Source organism: Methylomonas koyamae (assembly GCF_006483455.1).
Taxonomy (GTDB): Bacteria; Pseudomonadota; Gammaproteobacteria; order Methylococcales; family Methylomonadaceae; genus Methylomonas; species Methylomonas koyamae_B.
On the sequence record NZ_PPPU01000013.1, the window covers coordinates 207,994 to 224,643 of the forward strand.

At 54.6% G+C, this 16,650-nt stretch carries 18 protein-coding genes; 5 read left to right on the forward strand and 13 right to left on the reverse strand.

Annotated elements, in window-relative coordinates; all coding sequences use genetic code 11:
- Nucleotide 1 precedes the first annotated feature (1 nt).
- The 4 genes from pstA to C2U68_RS08175 form a co-directional block, all read right to left on the reverse strand.
- Complete coding sequence (gene pstA, locus C2U68_RS08160) at nt 2–1,654, reverse strand: phosphate ABC transporter permease PstA (protein ID WP_140911972.1); 1,653 nt, start codon at nt 1,652–1,654, stop codon at nt 2–4.
- Nucleotides 1,651–3,933: an ABC transporter permease subunit gene (locus tag C2U68_RS08165; RefSeq protein ID WP_140911973.1), complete on the reverse strand. Its 2,283-nt coding sequence runs from the start codon at nt 3,931–3,933 to the stop codon at nt 1,651–1,653. The genes pstA and C2U68_RS08165 overlap by 4 nt, the downstream gene beginning before the upstream one ends.
- 215 nt (nt 3,934–4,148) lie before the next feature.
- Nucleotides 4,149–5,138 (reverse strand): PstS family phosphate ABC transporter substrate-binding protein, encoded by a 990-nt coding sequence (locus C2U68_RS08170; protein ID WP_140911974.1) that lies wholly within the window; start codon nt 5,136–5,138, stop codon nt 4,149–4,151.
- Between the two features lie 119 nt (nt 5,139–5,257).
- Nucleotides 5,258–5,773: a dihydrofolate reductase gene (locus C2U68_RS08175; protein ID WP_140911975.1), complete on the reverse strand. Its 516-nt coding sequence runs from the start codon at nt 5,771–5,773 to the stop codon at nt 5,258–5,260.
- A 60-nt stretch (nt 5,774–5,833) separates the two neighbouring features.
- Between C2U68_RS08175 and C2U68_RS08180 the strand changes: the two genes are divergently transcribed.
- Nucleotides 5,834–6,859 (forward strand): asparaginase, encoded by a 1,026-nt coding sequence (locus C2U68_RS08180; protein ID WP_140911976.1) that lies wholly within the window; start codon nt 5,834–5,836, stop codon nt 6,857–6,859.
- Nucleotides 6,860–6,907: 48 nt separating this feature from the next.
- Here the strand turns inward: C2U68_RS08180 and C2U68_RS08185 are convergent, their stop codons facing one another.
- From C2U68_RS08185 to C2U68_RS21160, 9 genes are all read right to left on the reverse strand, one after another.
- Nucleotides 6,908–7,459, reverse strand: coding sequence for a FlgO family outer membrane protein (locus C2U68_RS08185; RefSeq protein ID WP_140911977.1), 552 nt, complete (start codon nt 7,457–7,459; stop codon nt 6,908–6,910).
- 119 nt (nt 7,460–7,578) lie between these two features.
- Nucleotides 7,579–8,208: an SPOR domain-containing protein gene (locus C2U68_RS08190; RefSeq protein ID WP_140911978.1), complete on the reverse strand. Its 630-nt coding sequence runs from the start codon at nt 8,206–8,208 to the stop codon at nt 7,579–7,581.
- Nucleotides 8,209–9,969 (reverse strand): arginine--tRNA ligase, encoded by a 1,761-nt coding sequence (argS, locus tag C2U68_RS08195; RefSeq protein ID WP_140911979.1) that lies wholly within the window; start codon nt 9,967–9,969, stop codon nt 8,209–8,211.
- 57 nt (nt 9,970–10,026) lie between these two features.
- A complete protein-coding gene (locus tag C2U68_RS08200; protein WP_140911980.1) occupies nt 10,027–10,710 on the reverse strand; it encodes a YggS family pyridoxal phosphate-dependent enzyme in 684 nt (227 codons plus the stop codon).
- Entirely contained in the window at nt 10,703–11,458 is a 756-nt protein-coding gene (tatC, locus tag C2U68_RS08205) for a twin-arginine translocase subunit TatC (protein ID WP_140911981.1), read from the reverse strand. Before tatC ends, C2U68_RS08200 begins: the two co-directional genes overlap by 8 nt.
- A complete protein-coding gene (gene tatB / locus C2U68_RS08210) occupies nt 11,433–11,753 on the reverse strand; it encodes a Sec-independent protein translocase protein TatB (protein ID WP_140911982.1) in 321 nt (106 codons plus the stop codon). Before tatB ends, tatC begins: the two co-directional genes overlap by 26 nt.
- Nucleotides 11,754–11,760: 7 nt before the next feature.
- On the reverse strand, nt 11,761–11,976 hold the full coding sequence (tatA, locus tag C2U68_RS08215) for a Sec-independent protein translocase subunit TatA (protein ID WP_140911983.1): 216 nt from the start codon (nt 11,974–11,976) through the stop codon (nt 11,761–11,763).
- A gap of 24 nt (nt 11,977–12,000) precedes the next feature.
- Nucleotides 12,001–12,318, reverse strand: a complete 318-nt coding sequence (locus C2U68_RS08220; RefSeq protein WP_140911984.1) for a phosphoribosyl-ATP diphosphatase — start codon at nt 12,316–12,318, stop codon at nt 12,001–12,003.
- Nucleotides 12,319–12,503: 185 nt separating this feature from the next.
- On the reverse strand, nt 12,504–12,656 hold the full coding sequence (locus tag C2U68_RS21160; protein WP_186289544.1) for a hypothetical protein: 153 nt from the start codon (nt 12,654–12,656) through the stop codon (nt 12,504–12,506).
- Nucleotides 12,657–12,844: 188 nt separating this feature from the next.
- On the opposite strand from C2U68_RS21160, the gene C2U68_RS08225 reads away from it, so the two are divergent.
- From C2U68_RS08225 to typA, 4 genes are all read left to right on the forward strand, one after another.
- Entirely contained in the window at nt 12,845–13,747 is a 903-nt protein-coding gene (locus C2U68_RS08225) for a LysR family transcriptional regulator (protein WP_140911985.1), read from the forward strand.
- The gene (locus C2U68_RS08230) at nt 13,744–14,316 is read left to right on the forward strand and encodes a class I SAM-dependent methyltransferase (RefSeq protein WP_140911986.1); all 573 of its coding nucleotides are present in this window, start codon (nt 13,744–13,746) and stop codon (nt 14,314–14,316) included. The genes C2U68_RS08225 and C2U68_RS08230 overlap by 4 nt, the downstream gene beginning before the upstream one ends.
- 10 nt (nt 14,317–14,326) lie before the next feature.
- Nucleotides 14,327–14,719: a rhodanese-like domain-containing protein gene (locus C2U68_RS08235; RefSeq protein ID WP_140911987.1), complete on the forward strand. Its 393-nt coding sequence runs from the start codon at nt 14,327–14,329 to the stop codon at nt 14,717–14,719.
- A 101-nt stretch (nt 14,720–14,820) separates the two neighbouring features.
- Nucleotides 14,821–16,644 carry a translational GTPase TypA gene (typA, locus tag C2U68_RS08240; protein WP_140911988.1) on the forward strand — a complete coding sequence of 608 codons (1,824 nt, stop codon included), beginning with the start codon at nt 14,821–14,823 and terminating at the stop codon, nt 16,642–16,644.
- The last annotated feature ends 6 nt before the right edge of the window (nt 16,645–16,650 follow it).

Genomic DNA, 16,650 nt, shown 5'->3' on the forward strand with positions numbered 1-16,650 from the left:
ATTAATTTTCCAGCGCACGATATTTTTCGCGCAGGTTATTGCGGATGGTGATGGCGAACATGTTCAGGCCGACAATGACCATCACCAAAAGCAGTGAGGTGGCATACACCAGGGGCCGCGCCGCTTCGACGTTCGGGCTTTGGAAGCCGACGTCGTAGATATGGAAGCCCAAGTGCATGAATTTACGGTCCAGATGCAAATAAGGGAAATTGCCGTCCAGCGGCAAGGTGGGGGCCAGTTTAACGACGCCGACCAGCATCAATGGCGCCACTTCGCCGGCGGCGCGGGCCACGGCCAGAATCAAGCCGGTCATGATGGCCGGGCTGGCCATCGGCAATACGGTGCGCCACAAGGTCTCGGCCTTGGTCGCACCCAGTGCCAGACTACCTTCGCGTATCGATTTCGGAATCCGCGACAAACCTTCTTCAGTGGCAACGATGACGACCGGCAAAGTCATCAAGGCCAGCGTCAACGAGGCCCATAGCAGACCGGGCGTACCGAACACCGGGGCCGGCGCGGCTTCCGGAAAAAACAAGCGGTCGATGTTGCCGCCGATGATGTAAACGAAAAAGCCGAGGCCAAATACGCCGTAAACGATGGACGGCACACCGGCCAGATTGTTGACGGCGATCCGGATGATCCGGGTCACGAAACCCTGCTTGGCATATTCGCGCAAATAAACCGCGGCGATGACGCCGAACGGCGTCACCACCACCGCCATCAGCAGCACCATCAGCACGGTACCGAATATCGCCGGAAATATGCCGCCTTCCGTGTTGGCTTCGCGCGGCTCGTCGCTGACGAAGGTGACGAAGTTGCGGACGTACTCGACCATTTTATCCAGGCCGCTCATCGCATTGGGTTGAGTCAGTTTGACGATGCGGTGCAGCGGCAGATTGATTTCCCGGCCGCCGGCTTCCACCGCGACCAAACTGGCGCGCTTCATTTCCTTGTTCAGCTTGGCTAACTGGGCCTGAATTTCCTGATACTGTTGTTGGTAAGTCTGTTTCTGAACGGCGAACTCTTGGGCGTGGCCGTCGTTCCATTCGCCTTTCAATTCCAGGGCGCGCTGTTTCAAGCGCAAGCGCTCCAGGCCATAGTTGATCGCACCGACGTCCTTGTCCTGCAACACGTCGATCTGTTCGTGCAATTCCAGTGCGGCCGCCAATTTTTCCTGGGCAACGGCCAGCGCGGCTTCACCTTCGGCGATGATGTTGCCGTCTTCCTTGACCGCCTTCAGCCTGCCGTAGAAGTTACCCCATTCGCGGCGTTCGACACTAATCAAATCCGCAGGTTCGGCTTTCTGTTTGATGTACTGTTGCTGAATCCAGCGGAAATCGCTGCCCAAAATATCGCGGTTACCGGTTTTAACCAGAAATTGCTCCAGATACTCGGCGCCGTTCAGTACCTGATGACCGGCAGCTTTGGCCTGCGCGGCCGGCAACAGCGAGGTGTCGACCTGTTCGCCGATGATGGTCGAACGGCCGTTTTGGTCCTCGTATTGGTACTCGACGATGTCGGCCGGCCAAAAATGACCCAAGCCGCGTAACGCAATCAATAACAAGAGCCCCACAACCAACACCAGGTTGATCGTCACCGCGCCGGCAGTCAACCAAATCCAGGGCGAACCGCTTTTAAACCATTCTTTGATCATAGTGAACTGTATTTCTGTCTGAGATTTTGCCGAACCAATTCGGCCAGCGTATTGACGACGAAGGTGAACACGAACAATACCAGCGCCGCTAAAAACAACACCCGGTAATGGGTACTGTTGACTTCCGATTCCGGCATTTCCACCGCAATATTGGCGGACAAGGTGCGCAATCCCTGAAAAATACTCAAATCCATCACCGGCGTGTTCCCGGTGGCCATCAGCACGATCATGGTTTCGCCCACCGCCCGGCCGAAACCGATCATCACCGCGGAAAAAATACCGGGACTTGCGGTCAGCAAAACGACTTTGGTCATCGTCTGCCATGGCGTCGCCCCCAAAGCCAGCGAGCCAGTAGTCAAATGTTTTGGTACGCTAAAAATAGCGTCCTCGGCGATCGAGAAAATCATCGGAATCACGGCAAAGCCCATGGCCAAGCCGACCACCAGCGTATTGCGCTGGTCGTAACCGATACCGAATTCCTCGCGCATCCAGACTCGCAAATCGCCGTGGAAAAACCAGGCTTCGAAGCTGGGCGCCAATTCAAACGCCAACCAGGCGCCGAAGATCACGACCGGCACTAAAACGATGGCGTCCCAACCGTCAGGGATTTTAAGACGAGTCGGTTCCGGAACCTGCTGCCACAGGTAAGCGAATACCATCACCGACAAAGGCACCACCATCAACATCGCGAAAATTCCGGCGAGATGGGATTCGACGAACGGCGCCAGCCATAAGCCGGCCAGAAAACCCAAAATCACGGTCGGTAATGCGCCCATGATCTCGATACCGGGCTTCACGTACTGCCGCACCCGCGGCGCCATGAAATAACCGGTGTAGATCGCGCCGAACAAAGCCAGCGGAATTCCCATCAGCATCGCGTAAAACGAAGCCTTCAAGGTGCCGAACACCAGCGGCGTCAGGCTCATTTTCGGTTCGAAATCGTTGCTGGCCGACGAAGATTGCCAAATGTAGTCGGGCTTCGGATAACTTTCGTACCAGACTTTACCCCAGAGCGATTTCAGCGAAATCTCCGGATGCTCGTTTTCCAGCCGCCAACTCAGCACTTTGCCGCTAGCGTCCTCCACCAAAAAATAATCGGCTTTAGGAGATAAGGCCAACACCTGCGGCGCGGACTGCAGTAATTTGGTATTGACTAACTCACGCTCGGCCGTCGAGTTGTATACCGCCAATTGTCCCGCGTTATCGATCGCCAACATGCCGCGGCGGCGCTGTTCGGCGCTAACCGCTAAGATAGGGTTGTCGGCCAACTTGAAGCTGCGCAGTTTTTGCATGTTGACGTAGTTCTGGTCGTTACGGACCAAGGACCATTGCGCCAGTTCGCCTTTGGAATCACCAACCAACAACGAGTTTTCGCCGTTCAAGAATTCCATACTGGAAATTTCCTGACCGTTCTCGACCAGATTCAACTTGTGCTTGACCACGGGCGCCGAGGCGTCACTGACATCGACCACGGTGATGCTTTGGCGGCTGGCTAAATACAGATTGCGCTGTTCTTTATCGAGCAACAGAAATTCGATGTCGTCGCCGGCCACATCCAATACGGTATCGCTGGCTTCCAACGTCACTTCGTCATCGAACATCGACTCCTTTTTAGTGAGCCGGCTTAACAACACGCGGTTATCGGCCGTTTTCGCCACCAACGTGCTACGGTCGTCTGCTACCGCCAGAGTGATTTTGGCCAAAGGCTGGCCGGATTTATCAATAGTCAGCGCTTGGTTGCCCAATGGATAACTGAGCGAAGGCGTAATCAGGCGCTTGCCGTCCGGATAGCTCAATTTATATTCGTGTTTGACCACTACCGCCCGGCCATCCGATAAGCCGTATGCCACCACGCCTTTGTCGATGCTGGCGTGGGCGAAACTGGCTATTTGGCCGTTTTCCGGCAGCGCTACGGCTTCGCTGCTAACGATCGCGCCGCTCTCTATATTGAAAAAAACCGCTTTGCCGGCATCGGTAAATCTGACTGCAAGCTGGTTTTGTTCCTCAATGGCCGCGAACAGCGTTTTGCCCATTTCCACGCCCGGAACGTTATAGCCACCGTTATCGGCGGCCCTGAGCTGTGCCGGCAAAAGCAACGGAAATACAACATACAACAGGTAAAAGAAAATCAGCACCACCGCCAAGATAATACTCAACCCGCCGACCACCACGCCCCGCGCCGCTAATTTGTCTTTAACCAAACGCCAACGCTGGTAACTATCGCTGGTGGCTGTTTGAAACAGCGTCGGTTTGCTTTGAGTGGTTCGGGATTCAGTCATAACTGGACATCACAAAATTTGCGGGGGAAACGCACCGGAATGCTTACAAAAACAAAAAAGCCGATAATTTACACGCAATTATCGGCTTCGTTATTATACAAGATCAACCGCAATTGATTGGCGGCTACAAATAAGGGTGGCGATTTTTCGCGCCAGTCCTTTGAAGCGTCCCTGCATAAATTGTCCCTGATCAGGCCGGTCCTTGGCTTGATAACTCACTGAATTAAAGTCAACGCTTTTTCAACTGCTTTGGCCGGCAACGGAATGTAGCCGTCTTTGATCACGACTTGCTGACCGGTTTTGGACAACACCATTTTGATGAACTCCTTCTCCAGCGGTGCCAACGGTTCGTTCGGTTTTTTGTTGACGTAGACATAGAGAAAGCGCGACAGCGGATAGGCACCGGAAGTCGCATTTTCCGGAGTCGGATCGACAAAAGCCTCTCCGTCTTTATGCGACAACGCGATGGCTTTCACACCGGAAGTCGAATAGCCGATACCCGAATAACCGATACCGTTGGCGGAGGTGGTAACAGATTGCACCACCGATGCCGAACCGGGTTGCTCGTTGACGTTGCTTTTGAAATCGCCTTTGCACAGTGCTTCGTCCTTAAAGAAACCGTATGTACCGGATACCGAATTACGACCGTACAACTGAATCGGCCGGCTGGCCCAGGCACCGGTCAGACCGGCTTGGCCCCAAGTCGTAATATCGTTGGCGCCGCCGCATTTACGGGTTGACGACATGATCGCATCGACTTGCGGGATGCTTAAGCCTTTGACCGGGTTGTCCTTGTTGACGAATACGGCTAACGCGTCGATCGCAACCGGAATCGCGGTCGGTTTATAGCCGTATTTGCTTTCGAAATCGTCGATTTCGTTGTCTTTCATTTTCCGGCTCATCGGACCCAGGTTGGATGTACCTTCGGTCAGAGCCGGCGGCGCGGTTGAAGAACCAGCCGCTTGAATCTGAATATTGACGTTGGGGTAAATTTTGCCGAATTCTTCGGCCCACAATGTCATCAGGTTCGCCAAAGTATCAGAGCCGACGCTGGACAGGTTGCCGGAAATACCGCTCGCTGCGGAATATTCCGGAAGTGCCGCATCCAAAGTTGCAGGGGCAGCCGCGGCCTCGCCGGCCAACAATGCGGCGGAGGCGAAACCCAATCCCATAACCAGCGATTTCAGCTTGAATGTTTTATTCATATATTTTCTCGAAAATGTTTAAAACCAAGATCAGTGTGCCAAAGTGACATGACAATACTATGAAGCAAATATGACAGTTTTGTGACAAAACTTAAGGAATTGTAAGCGCAACCGAGGTTTTAACCAAAAACCCGATCCGGGTCGGCCGTATCGACGCGGCGCAATTTCAAAAAACGGTAACTGAAGTCCACCTGACTGTCGTTTTCGATCTCTTCTCGACTGAGTTCCTGCCATTGGCGCCGATCGATATCCGGGAAAAAGGTATCGCCTCTAAAGCTGCGCTCAATCTCGGTCAAATAAAGGTAATCGGCAACCGGCAACAAGGCTTGGTACAAGGTGGCGCCGCCAATCACGAATACCTCATCCCGATCAGCCAAGTCTCTGAGCGCAGCCTCGATATCGGTAAACACCCGACATTGCGGTGCTTCATACTCGGCACTGCGGCTGATGACGATATTTTCCCGGCCCGGCAAAGCTTTACCGATGGCCTCGAAGGTCTTGCGTCCCATCAACACCGGCGAGCCCATCGTGATTTGTTTGAAGCGTTTCAAATCAGCGGAGAGATGCCAAGGCATCCGGCCGTTCAGACCAATGGCGTTGTTGCTGGCCTTTGCCACAATTAGTGATAATTTCATGCCAAATACTTAAGATGCGGATTCAATCCGTAACCCGACATGATACTAGAAACGCCGAATATGAATAAAAACATCCTGCTGGTGTTCACCGGCGGCACCATAGGTTCGCAAGTGACGGGCAGCATCGTCGACACGTCGGCCGCCGCCGGTTTCAAACTGCTGGCATTGTTCGCCGACCACTACCCCGAGGCAGGTTCGATAGCGTTCAAGTCTCAGCAACCTTTGCGAATCCTCAGCGAGAACCTGCATACCCAACACTGGTCGCAGATCATTGCGGCAATCGAAGCCGAGGACCTAAATCAATTCGACGGCATTATCGTTACCCACGGTACCGATACCCTGGCATTTAGCGCCGCGGCATTGGGACTGTATTTCCATAAGTTACCGATTCCGCTGTTGCTGGTCTCGAGCGATTTGCCACTGGACAGTCCGCAGGCCAACGGTTTAGCCAATTTTTGCTGCGCGGTGGAGTTCATCCGGCGCGGTGGTCAACCTGGGGTATACGTTCCGTACCGCAATCCCGGACAGGATCAGCAAGTTCATCTGGCAACCCGGCTCTCGTCCTGCCTGCCGTTAAGTAGCGACTTCATCAGCATCCAATCGCAGCCGTTTATGCGCTTCAGTGACGGACGGTTCGAAACGCTGGCGCAGCCGGATAGCTCAAGCCGTCAATCGGCCAACTTGAAACCCGATTTTTCGGCGCGAATTCTGTTGGTAAGGCCCTATCCGGGTCTCGACTACACCGCGTTCAATCCCGAAGGATTCGATGTGGTGCTGCACGACCTATACCATTCCGGCACGGCCTGCGCATCCAATAGCGCTGGCGACCGATTCAGCTTGGTCGCATTTATCCGCAAATGCCGGGAAAAAGGCCGGAAAGTTTATTTGGCTCCGGCCTTACGATCGGAAAGCGCTTATGCCTCGACCAGCGATTTGATCGCTGCCGGGGCGGAGATGGTCTGGAATATGAGTTTGGAGGCGGCTTACGCCAAACTACTGTTGGCGCTCGGCAATTTTACCGAGTCTGAGCAAGTATCGGAGTTTTTACGGCTGGATCTGGCTTACGAACATGTCCAGCCTGCCTGAAATAAACGTGGAAGCGGCCACGGTCCAACGGCCGCTTCCCTGGACGGTTTATTGTTTAGGCTGGGGCTTGGTCGTCAGCACTTTGGCGTCTGGTCCCATTGCCACCGAGTAATCAGTCGAGGAAACCACGTTCTGGCTGGCGATATCGACCACCCGCAAGGAGACATAAACGTTATCGCGTCCCGGCGCGTAGGAACCAATCACAATCGCTTTAGCACCGACGTTATTTAAAGCTTCCTTGGTTTTTTCCGGCAATTCCAGAATGCCGGCTTCATTTTTGGCAAAAATCTCGGTCGGTAGCTCCATACCCATCACCCGGTAACCGGAACGGTGCAGCGCCGAAGAAAGCTGGTCGGAAATGATCCTGCCGAATGGCAGGGTTTGGCCCATGTCGTCGACGTTGACCAGGGAATTGATCACGACCAGACTGCCTTTAGGCAAGGGCTGGCGCAAATCGGCCAGCAGCCAGCCGACCGCATCGTAGCTGACTTCGACCAAGTCGTCGTCATCAATGCTGCTCGAGTAGTAGTAAAGCCGGCTGCAACCGCTCAAAACGGTCAAACCTGCCAACATCAACACCATTAATTTTTTCTTGAGCATGTAGCCTCTCCCCTGGAAATTGTGGGCTTTAATCAGAGCTTAAAACTATAGGCCAGTCAATCGATAAATGCCGAATTGGCGGTAAATTTTGCACCGAATTGCAACTTACATCCTGAAATCTACTGACCGCTTTCGGTGACGATCACGCCGATACCGTTTTTCTGCAGCAGTTCCTTAATCGTGGATACGCTGGCTGGGTTATCGTACGGCCCCACTTTGACTCGATGCCAAATCACGTTACCGACTTTGGCTTTTTCGACCCGCGACTCGATGCCGAGTAAGGCCAGTTTGGCTTTGTGACGTTCGGCTTCAGCCGCCTCCCTGAACGAACCGGCCTGCATGATGTATTTGGCAGCCTTGGTTTTGCCGACCAACTGCTCGCGGACCCGGGTTTTGATTTCATAGTCCGGCACCACGACTTCCGCCTGCGGCAGAATCGTATAAAAGTCGTAACGCGGCTCTTCCGGTTCGACCGGCTCGGCCGGTTTTTCCGTTTCGGCGGCGGTTTGGGGTTTTAGCGGCAACTCTTGCTTTTTCGGTTCGGCGGCGGGCTGGGTTTCCGGGTTGGGCTTGCCGGCGACCAATTCCGGCACCAGCTTGCCGATCATATTCAAAAACACCACGAAGGCCGCTATCAGCATAATCACCAACAGCCAGCGCCATAACGCAACCGACGACGACTGCTTCGGCTTCCGCCGCCCGGCGCCGTAATTGGGGCTTTGTACGCGGTGCTTATAATCTCTGGCCATTTACATCGCTTCGGGTGTATTGATTTTCAGCAGCGACATGGCATTGGCCAGCACTTGCCGGACCGCGCAAACCAGGTTGATCCGGGCATTGCACAGCTTGTCGTCGTCGACCAAAAATTGGTGGGCGTTATAGTAACTATGGAATTGGTTGGCCAATTCGCGCAGATATTGAATCAATTGGTGCGGTTCGTAGTTCAACGCCGCCCGCTCCAGCGTTTCCGGATATCTGGACAATGTCGTCAATAGCGCGCTTTCCTGTTCCTCGACCAACAGATTCAGATGCTGCATGCCCAGCAACGGATCGCGTTGGCGACCTTTTTCGTCCAATTGGCGCAACACGCTGCACACCCGGGCATGCGCATACTGTACGTAATAGACCGGATTTTCGTTGGTTTTGGAGGTCGCCAGTTTCAAGTCGAAATCCATGTGCTGCTCGGACTTGCGCATCACATAGAAAAAACGGCAGGCGTCTTTGCCGACTTCGTTACGCAGTTGGCGCAAGGTGACGAATTCACCGGAACGGGTCGACATCTGCACTTTTTCGTCGCCGCGGTAGAGTACGGCAAATTGCACCAGCAACACTTTAAGTTTGGAATCGTCGGCACCCAGGGCCTGCATCGCGGCTTTGACCCGCGGAATATAGCCGTGGTGGTCGGCGCCCCAGATATTGACGATCTTGTCGAAGCCCCGATCCAGCTTGTTCATGTGGTAAGCGATATCGGACGCAAAATAGGTAGTTTGACCGTTGTCGCGCACTACCACCCGATCTTTCTCGTCGCCCAATCGGCTGGAAGCGAACCAGGTCGCACCTTCCTGCCGGTACAGAAACCCTGCCTCGTCCAAACGCTGCAGCGCCCGGTCGATGGATTGGTCGTCCATCAACGAACGTTCCGAGAACCAACACTGATAACCGACGCCGAACTCGGCAAGGTCATCTTTGATATCCAGCAAGATCTCGTTCAGGCCGGCTTGAAACACTTGCTCGTAGGCTTCCGGCCCCAACAATGTTTTAGCGCGTTCGATCAGCGCGTCGATATGCTTTTCCTTATCCCCGCCTTGCGCTTCGTCAGCGGGTAAATCCGCCAAAACTTGTGCGGCTGGCTGGCGGTACTTGTCGCCGGCGCTTCTGTGCAAATTGGCGGAAATATCTCTAACGTATTCGCCTCGGTAGCCGTTACTCGGAAAAGGCAATACCTCGCCGCAGGCTTCCAGGTAACGCAACCAGACGCTGGCCGCCAGAATATCCATTTGCCGGCCGGCGTCGTTGACGTAGTATTCACGCTCGACGCTGAAACCGGCCGCTTCCAACAGATCGGCTACTGCGGAACCATAGGCGGCACCGCGGCCGTGGCCGACATGCAATGGCCCGGTCGGATTGGCGGAGACAAACTCGACTTGCACCCGCTGCCCGGCTCCAATCCGGCTCAAGCCGAAGCCGTCGCCTTGCTCCAGCACTTGGCGCACGATCTGGAACTGGCTATCGGGATTGATGAAAAAGTTGATGAATCCGGGCCCGGCGATATCGACTTTGACCACTGCCGGGTCGGCAGGCAAGGCCGCGACGATTTTTTCGGCGAGTTGGCGCGGGTTTTGTTTGGCCGGTTTGGCCAGCAGCATCGCCAGATTGGTAGCGAAATCGCCGTGTTGCGGGTCTTTGGTGCGTTCTAATTGAATTTGGGCAATGAAATCGTTTTCGAGAATACCTTGAGTTTTGATACCTGCAACTGCCTGTTGTAAAAGGGATTCCAGCTTTTGTTTCATCGGGTCGGAGAATGGGGATTTGTCGGAAAATTCCCCGCATTATCCATGAAAAACAATTTATTGGCTAGGACGCGCGCCGAACAGCGCGGTGCCGATTCTAACCAGCGTCGCGCCTTCGGTGACCGCGGCCAGCAAGTCGCCGCTCATGCCGAACGAAAACGTGTCCAGCTGCGGCCTATGCAATGCCGTTGCCGCCTGATAAAGGCGCCGGTACGGAATACACTGCGTTTCGAAATCGGCCGCCGGCTCGGGAATCGCCATTACACCGCGCAAACGCAGACGCGGCAATTGTGCCACTTGCTCAACCAAATCCGGCAACTCGGCCAGACCGACGCCGGATTTGGTAGCTTCGTCGCTGATATTGACTTGCAGGCAGATATTCAGCGGCGGCAAATGATCCGGGCGTTGCTCGCTGAGACGCTCGGCGATTTTGAAACGGTCAACGCTGTGCACCCAAGCGAAATGCGTGGCTATCGGCCGGGTTTTGTTGGATTGGATCGGGCCGATGAAATGCCAACTGATATCGAACGCGGCCAGTTGTTGCTGCTTCTTCAGCGCTTCCTGCAAATAATTTTCGCCGAAATGGCGCTGACCCAATCGATAAGCCGCGGCCAGGTCCGCCGCCGGTTTGGTTTTGCTGACGGCAAGCAATTGCACGCTACCCGGCAGGCGCCCGGCGGCGTTTTCGGCATCGCGCAATTGGGCGCGAACCGCGGCAAAACGCCCGGCGATACTAACCATCGCTCTCGGCTGCGCGGTCGCTCCGGGTTATTAACCTGGAGAACAACAGGCCCGACTCGAACAACAACCACATCGGCACCGCCAACAAGGTTTGGGACAAGGCGTCGGGCGGCGTCAGAAACATCGCCACCACAAACACGCCGACGATCACATAAGGCCGTTTTTCCGCCAAGGATTCCGGACTGATGATGCCGGTCCAGACCAGCACGATGGTCAGCACCGGAATTTCGAAGGCCAGGCCGAACGCAAAAAACATCGCCAACACGAAATCCAAATAGGTGGCGATGTCGGTCATTACGGCGACCCCGGCCGGGGCGGCCGCCGTCAGGTAGGAAAATACCAACGGGAATACCAAAAAGTAGGCAAACGCCGCGCCGCCGTAAAACAATACCGTGCTGGCCAGCAACAGCGGCGCCACCATCATTTTCTCGTGGCGGTACAAGCCCGGCGCGACGAAGCCCCAAAACTGATAAAGGATGAAAGGGATGCTGGCGAACACGGCGACGACAAACGCCAGTTTAAACGGCGTAAAAAACGGCGAAGCCACGTCTATCGCAATCATGGAACTGTTTTTCGGCATATGCTGCAACAGCGGATCGGCCAAAAAAGCATAGATCTCGTTGGCGTAACTGGCGGTGCCGACAAACACCAGCAATACGCAGAGCACCATCTTTAACAGACGGTCGCGCAGTTCGACCAGATGGCTGAAAAAAGACTGTTGGTTATCCGGCTGAACTTGGTTTGTCATCGTGTTGATCGGTTTCGGTCGCAGCTTGAATGCTGAAATTGACGTCGTCGACAGCCGAGCGGGTCTCGTCTATAACTTTTTGTACTTCGCCGGCGATGTTTTGCTGCATCAGTTGCCGCATCTCTTCAGCGGCCAGCTCCTGCTTGATTTCCGCCTTGGCGACTGCCAGCACACTACGTGCCTTACCGACCCATAGCCCGGCCAAGCGGGCAGCTCTGGGCAATTTTTCCGGGCCCAGTACCAATAAAGCCACCAAGCCGACCATCAGCAATTCGGAAAAACCGACATCGAACATAGTCGCGTTACACCTTGTCTTTTTCTTTACTGGAGACTTCGCCTTCCAGCACATCGTCTTCCTTATTGGCCAGCGTTTTGTCTTCGCCGCCTTCCTTGACAGCATTGCGGAAACCCCTGATAGCCTCGCCAAGGTCGGCGCCGACATTTTTCAAACGTTTGGTGCCGAACACCAACACGACAATTACCAACACCACCAATAAATGCGGAATACTAAAACCCATTACCTACTCCTGCTGTTTGCCTATTTAAGAGCTGCGTTGCGCTTTTTCCTGCAGACCGGACAAACCGAAACGCCGCTGCAGCTCGTTGATCACCTGTTCCGGCCCGAGTTCCTGGTGCGCCAACAAGACCATGGAGTGAAACCACAGATCGGCCACTTCGTAAACGATCTTATCCTTGTCGCCGTCTTTCGCCGCCATTACCGTTTCCGTGGCTTCTTCACCGATTTTTTTCAAAATATGGTCCAAACCTTTGGCGTACAAGCTTGCTACATAAGATTGATCGGCCGATTGCTGTTTGCGCTGCTCCAGCACCAATGCCAATTGCTGTAAAACGTCGTTCATGACTGTTGATCTCGATTGCGAACGGGCTGAATCATAGCATGACGCCCAAAGTGCCGGAAAAACTGCGGACAAAAAAAACCTCCCAATGCTTGCGCAGAGGGAGGCAAGAAAACCAGCGGAGTGCTTGAAAGGAGGTTACCGCTCGTTAATTACAACACCAGGAGGTAGTTACAAATTCAGGGGGATCAGCGGCTCGCTTGAGTATTAAGCGAAATATTGCTGAACATTGACGTCGCTGCAAACAGGACAGTGGAAATTACAAACAGGCCGGAAAGAAAATTCAAAATACCGGCGACAAACAAAGTACCGACCAGTACGTCTTTTTTAAATTCGTTCATTGTGCTCAAATCCTCTGTTTAATCTTGCATTTGGCAAGATTTTCTGTGCTTTCTCGTTAAGTTGCTGCACACTATACCGGAGATAAAAAAGTTTACAATTAGGCATTTATTAAATAAATTGTATAAAATTAAGAAACAATAAAAATGTCAACGTTTTTTAGCTCCTTTATAATGTCCCCGGAGGCAGAATGGACAAACTAACCAGCATGAACGTTTTTGTCCGTGTCGCCAAGGCCGGCAGCTTCGCCGGTGCCGCCAAGGATTTGGATATTTCCAGAGCCATGGCCACCAAACACATCATGCAACTGGAAAGCGAACTCAACACCCGCTTATTCAACCGTACGACCCGCAGCTTAAGCCTGACGGAAGCCGGCGAAGCCTATCTGGAACGCTGTCAACAAGTGCTGCTGGACGTTGCAGAAATGGAATCGGCCATCACCCATTTGCAAACCGAACCGCGTGGTACATTGAAAATTCTGGCGCCGCCAGTGATCGGCGCCAGCCATATCTCGCCGGGTCTGACCGAGTATCTGAAAAACTACCCAGATCTGTCGGTGGAGATGGTGCTAAAGGGTGGCCAGGTTGATTTGATCGACGAGGGCGTCGATCTGGCGATCTACTTGGGCCAACTCAACGACACCAGCCTGGTCGCCCGCAAATTGGCAAGTTCGTCATTGGTGGTCTGCGCCTCGCCGGAATACCTGAAAAAACACGGCATCCCCCAAGACCCGGAAGACCTGGAAGACCACAGCTGCCTGATCAACTGGGCGATTCCGCCGCGCAATAAATGGCGCTTCAAAGGCATTCTCGGCGAACGCACCGTCACCGTAACCGGCCGGATGCAAGCCAACATGGCCGACCCGATCCGCAATGCCGCGGTCAACGGCCTGGGCCTGATCATGCTGCCGCGCTACATCGTCGGCCGCGACATCGAACAAGGCCGTCTGCAAGTGGTGATGGAGCAATACGGCATCGCGCCGTTGGAAATCTACGCGGTCTATCCACACCGCAAGTATTTGTCCGCCAAAGTCCGTTCCTTCCTGGAGTTCATTCAGGCCTGGCTACCGCACCGGATCGGCATGAACCCGTGACCGAGTTGCAAAACAAGTGGGACGCGATTTACCGCAACGCAACGGCAGCACCCGCCGCGGCGGAGTTACTCGCCAACCACTTGCATTTGCTCCCGCCTCAGGGCAAAGCGCTGGATTTGGCCTGCGGCCTGGGCGGCAATGCGCTGCTATTGGCCGGATCAGGACTGAGCGTCGACGCCTGGGACGTGTCGTCGGTAGCGCTGGATAAACTCCGCCACTATGCCGATCGGCAAAGCCTCAGCATCAATACCCGGCACTGCCAAATCGGCAGCGAATCGTTAGCGGATCACCGCTACGATGTGATTGTCATCTGCCGTTTTCTTGACCGCACCCTGTGTAATGCGATAATGGCGGCCTTGAACCCGGGCGGCCTGCTGTTTTATCAAACATTTACCCGCGACAAGCTTGACCAACACGGCCCCAGCAATCCCGATTACCTATTGGCGCGCAACGAGCTTCTCGAGCTGTTTCAGCCCCTGAGCGTGGTTTTTTACCAGGAATACGCCAGGATCGGTGACACGCGGCTCGGCAACCGAAACGAAGCCTGTTTCATCGGGCAAAAAACTTGAGCGGTAACCCATGATAGAAAATCTCGACCCCAAACAAGCCTGGGACTTGTTGCAAACCGATCCCAACGCCGTGCTGATCGACGTCCGCACTGCCATCGAACACGGCTTCGTCGGCCATCCGCCAAAGGCCATCCACGTCGCCTGGAAAGAATTCCCGGGGATGCAGTTGAACGCCGATTTCGTTGCCCAAGTCCAACAACACGCTCCGAATAAAGCGGCGCCGGTACTGCTGTTATGCCGCAGCGGACAGCGTTCTGTAGACGCCGCCAAAGCCCTGGAGGCCGCCGGCTACCAGCATTTGGTCAATATTCTGGAAGGCTTCGAAGGCCCGCTCGACGCCAACCAGCATCGGGGCAAGCTCGGCGGCTGGCGTTTCCACGGCCTGCCTTGGAGCCAAAGCTAATCCCCCCATTCACTGTAAATCCATAGCCACCCATTTCCGCGCCGGCTCGCATTTTTAGCAAAGCCGGCGCACGTTCTTTTGTAAAAAACTTAATAAATCCCGTGATAGAAAAACTCAGAAATATCGCCATCATCGCCCATGTCGACCATGGCAAAACCACCCTCGTCGATCAATTGTTGCAGCAATCCGGCACCTTCGACGCCCACGAAAAAGTCGACGAGCGGGTGATGGACTCCAATGCCCTGGAAAAAGAACGCGGGATTACGATCCTGGCGAAAAACACCGCCATCGACTGGAACGGCTACCACATCAACATCGTCGACACCCCGGGCCACGCCGACTTCGGCGGCGAAGTCGAACGGGTGCTATCCATGGTGGATTGCGTATTGCTATTGGTCGATGCGGTGGACGGCCCAATGCCGCAAACCCGCTTCGTGACTCAGAAGGCTTTTGCCTTGGGCTTGAAACCCATCGTCGTGATTAACAAGGTCGACCGGCCCGGCGCTCGCCCGGATTGGGTGATCGACCAAACCTTCGATTTGTTCGACCGCTTGGGCGCCACCGACGAGCAACTGGATTTCCCCATCGTTTACGCCTCGGCGTTGAAGGGTTATGCCGGCTTGGAGCTGGAAAGTACGGTCGAAGGTGGCGACATGACGCCGTTGTTTCAAACCATCGTCGACAAAGTTAGCCCGCCGCCGGTCAACATCGACGGCCCGTTCCAAATGCAGGTGATCAGCCTGGATTACAACAGCTACGTTGGCGTGATCGGCATCGGCCGCATTCAGCGCGGTACCGTTAAATCCAACCAGCAACTGACCTTGATCAACCGCGAAGGCACTACCCGCAATGTGCGGATGCTGCAAATCTTCGGCTTCAAGGGTCTGGAACGGATCGAAGTGCCGCAAGCGCAAGCCGGCGACATTATTGCCTTTACCGGTATCGACAAGTTGGAGATTTCCGACACCCTGTGCCAACAAGACGCGGTCGAAGCCTTGCCGCCATTGAAAGTCGACGAGCCGACCGTCAGCATGACCTTTCAGGTCAACACCTCGCCGTTCGCCGGCAAGGAAGGCAAGTTCGTCACCTCAAGGCAGATTCGCGACCGTTTACAAAAAGAATTGCAGCATAACGTGGCGTTGCGAGTCGAAGACACCGAGGACCCGGACAAATTCAAGGTTTCCGGCCGCGGCGAGCTGCATTTGTCGATCCTGATCGAAAACATGCGCCGCGAAGGTTACGAACTGGGCGTGTCGCGTCCGGAAGTGATTTTGAAGGAAGTCGACGGCGAGATGCACGAACCGTTCGAGATGGTGACCATCGAACTGGAAGACGAACACCAGGGCGCGATCATGGAAAAATTAGGCGAACGCAAGGGCGACCTGCTGAACATGGTGCCGGACGGCAAGGGCCGCACCCGCTTGGAATATATGGTGCCGTCGCGCGGCCTGATCGGTTTCCAAACCGAATTTTTGACCGCCACGTCCGGTTCCGGCTTGTTCTACCACGTCTACGACCACTACGGGCCGATGAAAAAAGGCAACGTTGGCGGCCGTATCAACGGCGTGCTGGTGTCGATGGTGCAAGGCAAATCGCTGGGCTATGCGTTGTTCAACTTGCAGGAACGCGGCCGTCTGTTCATCGAACACGCCACCGAAGTCTACGAAGGCATGGTCATCGGCATCCACTCGCGCGATAACGACTTGGTGGTCAACCCGACCAAAGCCAAGCAGTTGACCAATATCCGCGCCGCCGGCTCGGACGAGAACATCCTGCTGACCCCGCCGATCAAGATGAGTCTGGAGCAAGCGCTGGAATTCATCGCCGACGACGAGTTGGTCGAAGTCACGCCGCAATCGATCCGGTTGCGGAAAAAACTGCTGACCGAAAACGAGCGCAAACGCGCCTCGCGAGCCAGCGACTAAGCGCTA